The organism is Streptomyces sp. NPDC053048 (genome assembly GCF_044547045.1).
Classification (GTDB): Bacteria; Actinomycetota; Actinomycetes; order Streptomycetales; family Streptomycetaceae; genus Streptomyces.
In genome coordinates this window covers 1-10,370 of record NZ_JBITZS010000007.1, presented here as the reverse complement: position 1 = coordinate 10,370, position 10,370 = coordinate 1, and the positions used below count along the sequence as shown (strand labels likewise).

Sequence of the window (10,370 nt, the reverse complement as noted above, 5' to 3'; positions counted from 1 at the left end):
CAGTCCTGTCATGGCACAGCTCACGAATGACGTCGAAAAGCACACCGCGCTGTATGTCGAGGCGTTCAACGCCGGTGACGCGGACGCGGTCAACGCCTTCTACACCGACGAGGCCGTGGCGGTCTGGGAGCCCGGCCAGCCGCTGACCGGCCAGGCCCGCAAGGACGCGGTGAAGGAATTCCTTGCCAAGGGCCCGAAGATGACGGCCGTGCCCCGGCAGTCCTTCGTGACCGGCGACACCGCGCTGCTCATCGTCGACTGGACCATCGACACGGTCGACGACGAGGGCAAGCCCGAGCACCTGAAGGGCATCGGTGTGGACGTCCTGCGCCTGGGCACCGACGGTCACTGGCGCTACGCCATCGACGACCCGTACGGCCAGGCCGAGTAAAGCGAAACTGCCGGTTCCCGTTTGGCTCGCGGCCGTCCGGCCGTGAGCCGGCCCGCACTCCCTCCCGTCCACTTCCGACCGCCGATCACGGATGTCCAGTCCGTATTCGCCCAGGGGGAAAGCAGTACTGTGAACACCGAAAGCTTCGAGAACGACGTCACCGGTGGGCCTGCCGTTTCCGGTGCCGGCCGCCGTCATGTTTCCCGTCGTACGGTCCTCAAGGCGGCCGGAGCGACCGCGCTGGCCGCCACTGCGGCGAGCACCCTGTCGGTCCCGGCCTGGGCCGAGGGGTCCGAGGGCGCCGAGGACGTCCCCTGGGACTTCATCGTGGTGGGCGCGGGCTTCGCGGGTGTCACGGCGGCGCGCGAACTGCGGGCGCGCGGCAAGCGCGTGCTGATCCTGGAGGCCCGGGGCCGGATCGGCGGCCGCACGTGGACGGACACCTACGCCGGCCAGCAGATCGAGGTCGGCGGCACCTGGGTCGAGGCCACCCAGCCCAACATCGGCCGGGAGCTGAAGCGTTACAACCTCCTGCTCGAGGACGACGACGCGCCCTCGCGCATGATGATGCCGACCCCGGACGGCCCCAAGGCCTTCACCGCGGACGAGGCGAACGCGCGCATGGGCGCCGCCTTCGACAAGCTCTTCGCGGGCGCCCGGGACTACTTCCCGCAGCCCTACGCGCCGACCACCCGGATGGACCTGCTCCAGCAGATCGACAAGCTCTCGCTGCGCGACAAGCTCAACGAGATCAAGCTGCCGCTCGCCGACGAGCTGATGATCAACGGCCAGACGGCCATCTACTCGGGCGGCACGAGCTCCATGGGCGCCCTGACGATGTTCGCCCACTGGTGGGCACTGTCCGGCTACAGCATCCAGGGCTGGGGCGAGACCACCTACCACCGGCTGAAGACGGGCACCGGCGGAATGATCTCGGCCATGCTCAACGAGGCCAAGCCGACGCTGATGCTCAACAACCCGGTCTCGGCGATCACCGACGACGGCAGGTGGGCGCGGGTGACCACGCGCGCCGGCAAGACCTACAGCGCCAAGGGCGTGATCGTGGCGATGCCGGTCAACTCCTGGAGCACGATCAAGTGGTCGCCGGGCCTGCCGGCCGTCCACACCGCGGCCGCCTCCCAGGGCCTGTCGGTGAAGAACGCCCTCAAGCTGTGGATCCACGCGCGCGGCTCGGACCGGGTCGTCGCCCAGGGCGCCGAGGGCGGCTCGAAGATCCCTCTGCTCATCCCCAACAAGAAGACCGCCGAGGGCCAGCTCTACATCGCCTTCAGCGTCGACCCGACGGTCGACCCGACCAACAAGACCCAGGTCAGGGACGAGATCCGGAAGATCGGCGCCGACCTGGACATCATCGGCATCCGGGCGCACAACTGGGGCACCGACGAGTTCTCCCGCGGCGGCTGGACCTTCCGCAAGCCGGGCCAGCTGACCACGCTGTACCCGGACATCCTCAACCAGGCCACCCCCCGCATCACCTTCGCCAGCGGCGACATCGCCAACGGCTGGAGCGGCTTCATCGACGGCGCCATCGAGTCGGGCATGCGCGCCGCCCAGCTGGCCAACGGCGAGATGTGAGCCGGGACTTCCCGCACACCCCGCAATCCGGCCCCGCAGCGCCGTGACGGGTGGCGGGCCCGAGCGCCCGCCACCCGCTCATGACCCCATGACCCATGCTCCACGACCCGTGACTCAAAGAAAGTGGGACAGTCCGCCATGACGAACCTCACCGTCGACTTCGACCCCAGCAACCCGGACCTCACCGACGACACCTGGACCCAGAACGAGATCTTCCTCCAGGTCTTCAACTCCGGTAAGGGCGAGTGGTTCGACAGCCTCTACCGCGAGGACTCGGTGTCGAACTTCTCCGGCGAGCCGCTGACCGGCGAGGCCCGCCTGAAGTTCTTCAAGGAGTTCCTGGCGACCAAGCCCAAGCTCGAGGCCAAGGTCACCCACTCCTACGTGGCCGGCGACGTGGCGCTGATCGGCGTCGAGTACGCCATCGACACCGTCGACGCCGAGGGCGCCCCGCTGCGCCTGGAGGGCGTCTGCACCGACGTCCTGACCCGCAACGAGGACGGCCGCTGGCTGATGGCCATCGACCGCCCCGTCGCCAAGAACGGCCTGGTGGCCGAGTAACGGCCCCGGGCGCACGCCAGCCCTCGTCGCCGGGTTCCCCCGCCCGGCGGCGAGGGCTCTTCGCCGTGCACCACCCCGTCCCCCGCCCCCTGACCAGGAGAAACATACCGTTTATGCGGTATGGTCGCCCTGATTGGTCATCAGGCTCGGTCGATCGCGGTCGTGGCGGGGGTAGGGGAGTGGGCATGGCACACCAGTCGTTGCAGACGTTGCATTCGTTCACCGGTGGGCTGGTGACGGCCCTGCACGTCATCGGCGGCAAGTGGAAGCCGATCATCCTTACCGAACTGCGCCGCCGCCCCCTGCGGTTCGGCGAGCTCCGGCGCGCCATCCCGGGCGTCAGCGAGAAGGTGCTCAGCCAGCAGCTGCGCGAGATGGAGCTCGACGGCGTGGTCAACCGCGACGTCTGCCCCCAGACCGTACCCAGGGCCGTGCAATATTCGCTGACCGAACTGGGTATCACCCTGCACGAGAGTCTTCGCCCGCTCGCCGCCTGGGGCGAGGAGCACGAGCTGCGCATGCTGCGCCCCTCGGGCTGAGCCCGCCGGTCCGGGCGGATCACCGGCCCTCCTCGAGGGATCCTCGAGAGCGCCCCAAGGGCGCCTCGACCGGACCCCGACAGCACCCCGAGAGGTCTCCCAGAGCACCCCGAGGAGCCTCCGAGATCCACTCGTTACCGTTTCCACCGCTTCAGTGGGTTTGCCATACGAACTTGGGTGAGCGATGCGGTTTCGAATGCTGGGTCCTTTGGAAGTCCTCGACGCGGACCGGGCCGTGGCCCTGGGCGGCATCAAGCAGCGCGCCACCCTGGGCTTCCTGCTGCTGCAGGCCAACCGGGTGGTGGCCACCAGCCAGCTGCTGAAGGCCCTGTGGGCCGTCGACGAGGCACCCACCTCGGCCCGGAAGATCCTGCAGAACGCGGTCTGGGGACTGCGCGGCGTGCTCTCGACGGGCGACGGCTCCGCCCCGGCGCTGCTCACCCAGGCCCCCGGCTACATCCTGCGCGTCGACCCCGAGGAGGTCGACCTCCACCGCTTCCAGCGCCAGGTCGAGCGGGGCCGCTCCCGGCTCGCCTCCGGCGCTCCGGAGGACGCCGCCGCCCTGCTGCGCGAGGCCCTCACCCTCTGGCAGGGCCCCGCGCTCGCCGACCTGGTGGAGACCGGCATCGCCTGGCCGGAACTGGCCGCGGTGGAGAAGGCCCGGCTCGACGCCATGGAGGACTACTTCGAGGCCGAACTGGCCTGCGGCCGCCACCAGGCCGTCCTCGGCGACCTGGAGACCATGGTCGCCACCGAGTCGCTGCGGGAGCGCTCCTGCGGGCAGCTGATGCTCGCCCTCTACCGCTGCGGCCGGCAGGCCGACGCGCTGGCCGCCTACGACAAGGTGCGCTCCACCCTCGTGGAGGACCTCGGCCTCGAGCCGGGCCGCTCCCTGCGCAGCCTCCAGCACGCCATCCTCACCCACGACCCCTCCCTGACGCTGCCGCCGGCCGGCCCGGCCCCGTACACGGTGCGGTCGGCCGACGGCCGCACCGCCCCCGAGCCGGCCGCGGCACCCGCCCCGCCGGCCCCGGTCCCGGCGCTCGCCCCGGCACCCGCCACCCCCGCGCCCGCGCCCGCGGCCCCCGCGCCGGTCGCCGGGCAGCGGACCTGGGCGACCGTCGCCGAGCGCACCCAGGTCAGCGTCGCCCTCATCGCCACCGAGCTGTTCGACCAGGACGACGTGCCGGCCGCCGCCACCGAGAAGGCGGACACCGCCCTGGAAGGCGTGGCCTCGGCCATCCAGGAGAAGGCCGAGTACTTCGGCGGCACCGTGGTGGCCTCCATCGGCCCGGTCTCCCTGGTCGTCTTCGGCATGTGCAGCGGACAGGAGGACGCGGCGGAACGCGCGGTCCACGCGAGCATGGCCATCCGGGCGGCGCTCGGCTCGACCGCGTACGCCACCGTCCGCCCCGCCCACCGCCCCGCCGTCCGCGCGGCGGTCGTCACCGGCGAGGCCATCGTCCGCTACCGCCCCGAGGACCCCGACACCCCGCCCACCGTCATCGGCACCCTGCTGCACACCGGCCAGCTGCTGCTGTCCCGGGTGCCCGGCGGCGAGATCCGGGTCTGCGCGGCGACCCGGCAGGCCACCGAGGCCGCGCTCGCCCTCTCCCCGGTCGGCGACCCCGCCACCGGCTGGGAGGTGCGCGGCATCCGCCGCGAATACCCCGGCGAGCACGCCGTGCCGATCGTCGACCGCGACTGCGAACTGGACGTCCTGCACGGCCTGCTCGGCCGCACCCGGCACCGCTCGACGCCCCACCTGGTGACCGTCCTCGGCGACCCGGGCATCGGCAAGACCCGCTTCGTCATGGAGTTCGAGCGCACCTTCGCGGAGAAGAGCGAACCGCCGCGCTTCCTGATCGGCCGCACCCCCTCGTTCCTCGACGACAACGCCCTCGCCGTGCAGAGCGAGATCCTGGCGGCCGCCTGCGGCATCCTGCCCGGCGAGGCGGCGGACGACGCCCGCGCCAAGCTGGTCGCAGCCGTCGCCCGCATCACGGGCGACCAGCAGGAGACGGACCGGATGCTGTCCCTGCTCACCCCGCTCGTCGTACCGGAGGCGGCGACCTGGCTGGGCGCCGGCACGGCCGGCGTCCTGGACGCCTGGCGGCGCTTCCTGGTCGCCCTGGCCGCCGAACGCCCCCTGGTGCTGATCATCGACGACCTGCACCGCGCGGACGCCGCCCTGCTGGACTGCGTCGAGGGCCTGGTCGAATCCGCGGGCGCGGTCCCCCTGCTCGTGGTGGCCGCCGCCCGCCCCGAACTGCTCCAGCGCCGCCCCGGCTGGGGCGCGGGCAAACGACACGCCAGCACCATAGGCCTCGACCCACTCTCCGACGCCGCCATCGACCACCTGGTCGAATTCATGCTCGCCGCCCCCGCCGACCGCCGCGACCTGTTCGCCGACGTAGGCGAGGCTCCCGACGACCGCCGCCGCTACATGCGCAAACTCCTGGCCTCGGGCTCCCCGTCGGGGGCACTGCGGCACTTGTACGGAAGGCTGAGGAAGCCGAGGGGGTTGGCGGCGGCGGTGTGAGTGCGGGCAACCACTCGGCTCGTCCGGGCAACCACTCGGCTCGTCCGGGGAACCACTCGGCTCGCCCCGGCAACCACTCAGCCCGTCCGGCGTTTGAGGACCGGGGGTCCGGGGGCGGAGCCCCCGGTTACGGGAAGGGGCGGGGTGGGGGAGAAAAGAACCCCACCACGCACCCGCACCCGAAGCCCTACCGAACGGAAACCAACCGCTCCCCGTCCTGCTCCCGCAGCACCCGGCAAACGTCCCGCAACCCGGCCTCCAACCGCCCGATCTCCTCATCGGTCACATACACCGACGGCTCGAACCGCAACGTATGCACCGCACTGGCCGTAGGAAACGTCCGTATCCGATGCTCCCGCAGCAGATACCCGGCCACCGCATACCCGAAGAACCCGGCATTCTCCCGAATCACCGCATCCGCAGCCTGGCTCTGGTCCCGGAACTCGAAGCCCAGCATCAGCCCCTGCCCCCGCGACTCCTTGACGACGTCGGGGAAGTCGGCCCGCACCGCCTCGAACATGGCCTTCATCCGCTCGCCCCGCTCGGCGGCCAGCCGGTAGACACGGCCCCCGTCGGCCTCCATCAGCTCCAGCACCTTCAGGGCGATGAAGCAGGAGAAGGCGTCCTTGGCGAACGTCGAGCTGTGCACCAGCTCGAACTCCTTGCGGTAGCGGGAGCGGCGCACCAGCATCACCGAGGCCTTGGCCAGGCCGCCGCCCAGGCTCTTGGCCAGCGCGTAGTAGTCGCCGCGCAGGCCCACCAGGGAGCCGGCGAGGAACGCCCCGCTGCGGCCCATGCCGCTCTGCACCTCGTCGACGACGATCGGGCAGTCGATCTCCGCGCACACCCGCTGGATCTCGGCGGCGAGCTCGCGCGTGACGACGTTGATGCCGCCCTCGCCCTGGATGGGCTCGAGCAGGAACGCGCAGAACACCGGCGCGTTCCGCTCGACGACCTCGACGGACCCGTGCTCGACGACCACGTCGAACAGCCCGGCCCGCTCCTCCTCGACGATCTCCTTCAGGACCTCGGGACGGTCCCGGGGCACGAACCGCGCCTGTGCCGCCAGCGTCGCGAACGGGGCGCGGTAGCCCTCGTTGTGGGTCAGCTGGACGCTGCCCATCAGCTTGCCGTGGAAGGAGCCCTCCAGGGCCAGGAACACCGGGCCCCGCGAGCGGGTCTCGGCGTTGCGGCGGGCGATCTCCGCGGCCAGGGCCTCGAAGCCCGCCGCGCCCGCCGGCCGCTCGCCGATGCCCAGCGCGTCGAACGCGGTGCCGGACACGGTCGCCTCACCTGCGGCGACGGCCGCCCGCGCGGCCTCGATCCGGCCCTCGACGGCGGAGAGGAGGTCCGTCATCCGCATGACCCGGTCGAGCTCGGCGTGCTTGACGGCCGCCTCGACGGCCTCGGCCCCGGTGTTGGCGAAGATCGCCGAGTAGGGCTCGTCGTCGCCCAGTTCGCGGTGCAGGATCTCGTTCAGCGCCACCGCGACGTGATGGGCGTAGGGGTGCCGGGAGAACTGGGCGTGCACCGGGATCCCCCGGTCGAGCAGCGACTTGGCGTACTCGACGATTTCGGGATTGTTGTGCCCCAGCATCAGCGAGCCGTAGCCGCCCGCGTAGTCGAGCACCGGAATTTCCTGGCCCTGCGCGTCCAGGTAGTAGAGCGTATTTCCCTCGGCCCGGACGTACTCGACGTCGAGGCCGACGGAGGCCAGCCACTCGAGGAGGTAAGGTTCCGCGAGTTCGAGTTCAGGGGATTCAGCGTTCATGGCGACGAACATACGGGCGCCCGCGTAATCCCCCGGAAACGCCCAGTAATGAAATGGTCATCCGCCGTTCTGTGCAACGGCGTTGGCGAGTGATGACCCGGGAATGAGCCGCCGCACCCGCGACGGCCCCCCGTTCAGAGCGCCGAGCCCACCGTTCAGAGCGCCGAGCCGACCGCCGCCACACCGAGCGTCCGGGAAATCAACTCCGCAAGCTCCGCCGTGTGATGGTCGAGATAGAAGTGGCCGCCGGAGAAGACCCGCACATCGCCGGCGACCGCGGAGAACCCGTGCCAGGCGGCGGCGTCCTCCACGCTGACGACCGGGTCGCTGTCGCCGATCAGCACCGTGAACGGCGTGCTCAGCGGCGCGCCCGGCGTCCAGGCGTAGCCGCTCAGCGCCCGGTAGTCCGCGCGCAGCGCCGGCATCACCATGGCCAGCAGGTCGGGGTCCTGGAACACGCCGCCGGTCGTGCCGCCCAGACGCCGGATCGCGGCCAGCACATGGGCGTCGGTGCGCACCTGGTCGTGCGGGTTGGGCCGGGCGCCGGGCGCGCCGCGCCCGGACAGGAACAGCCGCTCCGGGCCCGGCACCGACCGCTGCTCCAGGCGCCGCGCGGTCTCGTAGGCGAGGACGGCGCCCATGCTGTGCCCGAAGAACGCGTACGGGCGGTCGGTCAGCGCCGCCGTCTCCTCCGCGAGCCGGTCGGCCAGCCGGCCGATGTCGTCCAGCGGGGTCTCCTGATGACGGTCCTGCCGGCCCGGATACTGCACGGCCAGCACGTCCAGGGCCGGGGCGAGCGCACGCGAGAGGCCCAGGAAGGCGCTTGCCGCGCCCCCGGCGTGCGGAAAGCAGATGAGCCGCGGGCCGTCCTGCGAGGCCGGTCCGTAGCGTCGGAACCATTCAGTGCCCACTGCGCCCACTGCTTCTTCTCCTCGCGTGCGTCGCGGTCGGTATCCGCCCGCATTTTCGGACAGCGCGCTCGAGAACTGGACGAGATACGCACGAGGCGGCCGGCAGGCCCCTTCGTCAGGCCTTTGACGGCGCCCGTCAGGGCCTATTCTGACGTCGCGGGACAGCCAGCGAGGGCCGGGTGGGCCGGGCCGGGAGGAGTGTTGATCGGCGATGCAGCAGAGATCGGAGCGAACCCGCAGAAGGTTGCTCGAGGCCGCCGCCGAGAAGATCGACAAACATGGCTACGCCGAGGCCAAGCTGACCGACATCAGCCGCCGCGCCCAAGTGACCACGGGCGCGCTGTATTTCCATTTCGCGTCCAAGGGCGATCTGGCCGAGGCCGTTCAGCGCTCCGGCTGCGAGTTGCTCGAGGACACCATCACGCGGCTGCTGCACGGCAACGGCTGCTCCCCGGTGCAGACCCTGATCGACGTCACCCATCTGCTGGCGCGCTGGGTGTGCGAGGAGCCGACGGTACGGGCCAGCCTCCGCATCGGCCGCGAACGCGCGAGCGACGAGGAGCAGTTCGTCGACTACCACTCGGTGTGCGTCCAGGCGGCGCTGAGGCTGCTGAGCCAGGCGCGGCACGAACGGCTGCTGCGTACGGACGTCGCCACCGACTCGGCCGAGGCCCTGGTGGCCGCGATCATCGCCGGCGCCGAGGCGGACGCCTGCCGGGGCATGAGCCCCGAACGGCTCGCCGTGCGCATCAGCGGCATGTGGGATCTCTTCCTCGGCGCCCTCGTCGTCGAGGATCAACTGTCCACGCTCCGCACCACCCCCGCCACGTCGTACCTGACCGGCCTGACCGGCTGTGAGACGGCCAGTGACCGGCCCGTAGTGCCTGATTACCCGACGGTGGGTGCCCAGTAGGAACCCTCCGGTTAGCTTTCGGGCCTGGGAGGGGCCGCGGGTCGCCCGTGGGGGCGTGCCACCCGAAGGCCCCTCGAGGCACGAGGAGCTGAGAGATGGAGACCGAGGGGGCGGCGGTACTGGCCTCGGCCGTCGGACAGGACTTCGCCCGCGCCCTGCACGAGGGCCTGGCCCGCCTGGCGGGCACCCGCACGGCGGGCGCCCCGCGCCCGGAGACCGACGCCGGGCGCCGGACACCGGTCCTGCCGTGGGCCGGGGAGGACGGTCGCGACGCGCACGGAGGGGACGTCGAAGGGGACGGCCTCGCCGGTGAGCGCGACGCGCACGTCGAGTGCCGCTGGGACGAACGCCGCCGCATGGCCCGCGACCTGCACGACCACATCGGCGGCACGCTGGCCACGGCCCGGCGGCTGATCACGGAGAGCGCCGCCGCTCCGCAGGCCCCGGCCCGCCTGGCGGCCGCCCACGACCTGCTGCGCGAAGCCGAGTCCCACGTGCGCGAACTGCTGGGCGAGCTGCGCGCCGTCACGGAACTGCCGCCGCTGCGCGAGGCGATCGAACGGTTCGCGACACGCACCGCACCGCCGGGCGTCGAGGTCACGGTCAGGGCGACCGGCAACGAACAGCTCATCGCCACCGCCCACCGGCACGCCCTCTTCCTCGCCGTGCGCGAGGCCCTGCGCAACTGCTTCGAGCACGCCCACGCGAGCCGGGTCACGGTCACGCTGCGCACGACGCGCTGGTGGGCGCACGCGGGGGTGGAGGACGACGGGCGCGGCTTCGACGCGGCCGGTGGCGAGGCCGGCACCGGCGGTGAGGCCGGCGGGACCGGAGGGGCGGGGCTGGCGTCGATGGCGCAGCGCATGGAGGACATCGGCGGCCGGCTGACCATCGAGAGCTCTCCGGTCGACGGCACCCGCGTGGACCTGCACCTGCCCCTGCGGCCGCGCTCGTAACGCCCTACTGCCGGACGCCTGTGGCCGGGCTTGTGCGAGGTCGCGTTGAACTGTGCCTGTGAATCCACCCCCCTGTTGAGGAGTTTGTTGTGCGTAAGGTGCTTATCGCCAACCGTGGCGAAATCGCTGTCCGTGTCGCTCGTGCGTGCCGGGACGCGGGGATCGCCAGTGTGGCGGTCTACGCTGATCC

10 protein-coding genes are annotated in these 10,370 nt (G+C 71.6%); 8 read left to right on the top strand and 2 right to left on the bottom strand.

The genetic code is table 11. The features are described 5' to 3' along the window. Window positions 1-10 precede the first annotated feature (10 nt). The 5 genes from ACIG36_RS19415 to ACIG36_RS19395 all read left to right on the top strand — a co-directional run bounded on the left by ACIG36_RS19415 (window position 11) and on the right by ACIG36_RS19395 (window position 5,629). Complete coding sequence (locus tag ACIG36_RS19415; RefSeq protein WP_399929006.1) at window positions 11-391, top strand: YybH family protein; 381 nt, start codon at window positions 11-13, stop codon at window positions 389-391. A gap of 129 nt (window positions 392-520) precedes the next feature. Continuing rightward, on the top strand, window positions 521-1,987 hold the full coding sequence (locus ACIG36_RS19410; RefSeq protein WP_399929004.1) for a flavin monoamine oxidase family protein: 1,467 nt from the start codon (window positions 521-523) through the stop codon (window positions 1,985-1,987). 138 nt (window positions 1,988-2,125) lie between these two features. Beyond that, complete coding sequence (locus tag ACIG36_RS19405) at window positions 2,126-2,548, top strand: YybH family protein (protein WP_399929001.1); 423 nt, start codon at window positions 2,126-2,128, stop codon at window positions 2,546-2,548. A gap of 185 nt (window positions 2,549-2,733) precedes the next feature. Next, window positions 2,734-3,087, top strand: a complete 354-nt coding sequence (locus ACIG36_RS19400) for a winged helix-turn-helix transcriptional regulator (protein ID WP_399928998.1) — start codon at window positions 2,734-2,736, stop codon at window positions 3,085-3,087. 208 nt (window positions 3,088-3,295) lie between these two features. Continuing rightward, a complete protein-coding gene (locus ACIG36_RS19395; RefSeq protein WP_399928995.1) occupies window positions 3,296-5,629 on the top strand; it encodes a BTAD domain-containing putative transcriptional regulator in 2,334 nt (777 codons plus the stop codon). Window positions 5,630-5,816: 187 nt separating this feature from the next. Here the strand turns inward: ACIG36_RS19395 and ACIG36_RS19390 are convergent, their stop codons facing one another. Both ACIG36_RS19390 and ACIG36_RS19385 read right to left on the bottom strand, forming a co-directional pair. Further along, the gene (locus tag ACIG36_RS19390) at window positions 5,817-7,400 is read right to left on the bottom strand and encodes an aspartate aminotransferase family protein (protein ID WP_399928992.1); all 1,584 of its coding nucleotides are present in this window, start codon (window positions 7,398-7,400) and stop codon (window positions 5,817-5,819) included. A gap of 155 nt (window positions 7,401-7,555) precedes the next feature. Further along, window positions 7,556-8,311, bottom strand: a complete 756-nt coding sequence (locus tag ACIG36_RS19385; RefSeq protein ID WP_399928989.1) for a thioesterase II family protein — start codon at window positions 8,309-8,311, stop codon at window positions 7,556-7,558. A gap of 211 nt (window positions 8,312-8,522) precedes the next feature. Here ACIG36_RS19385 and ACIG36_RS19380 point away from each other — a divergent pair, with 211 nt between their 5' ends. The 3 genes from ACIG36_RS19380 to ACIG36_RS19370 form a co-directional block, all read left to right on the top strand. Next, window positions 8,523-9,224, top strand: a complete 702-nt coding sequence (locus ACIG36_RS19380) for a ScbR family autoregulator-binding transcription factor (RefSeq protein WP_399928986.1) — start codon at window positions 8,523-8,525, stop codon at window positions 9,222-9,224. Window positions 9,225-9,319: 95 nt separating this feature from the next. After that, window positions 9,320-10,180, top strand: a complete 861-nt coding sequence (locus ACIG36_RS19375) for a sensor histidine kinase (protein ID WP_399928983.1) — start codon at window positions 9,320-9,322, stop codon at window positions 10,178-10,180. Window positions 10,181-10,269: 89 nt separating this feature from the next. Then, the coding region (locus ACIG36_RS19370) for a biotin carboxylase N-terminal domain-containing protein (protein WP_158786612.1) at window positions 10,270-10,370 on the top strand (101 nt) is incomplete at its 3' end.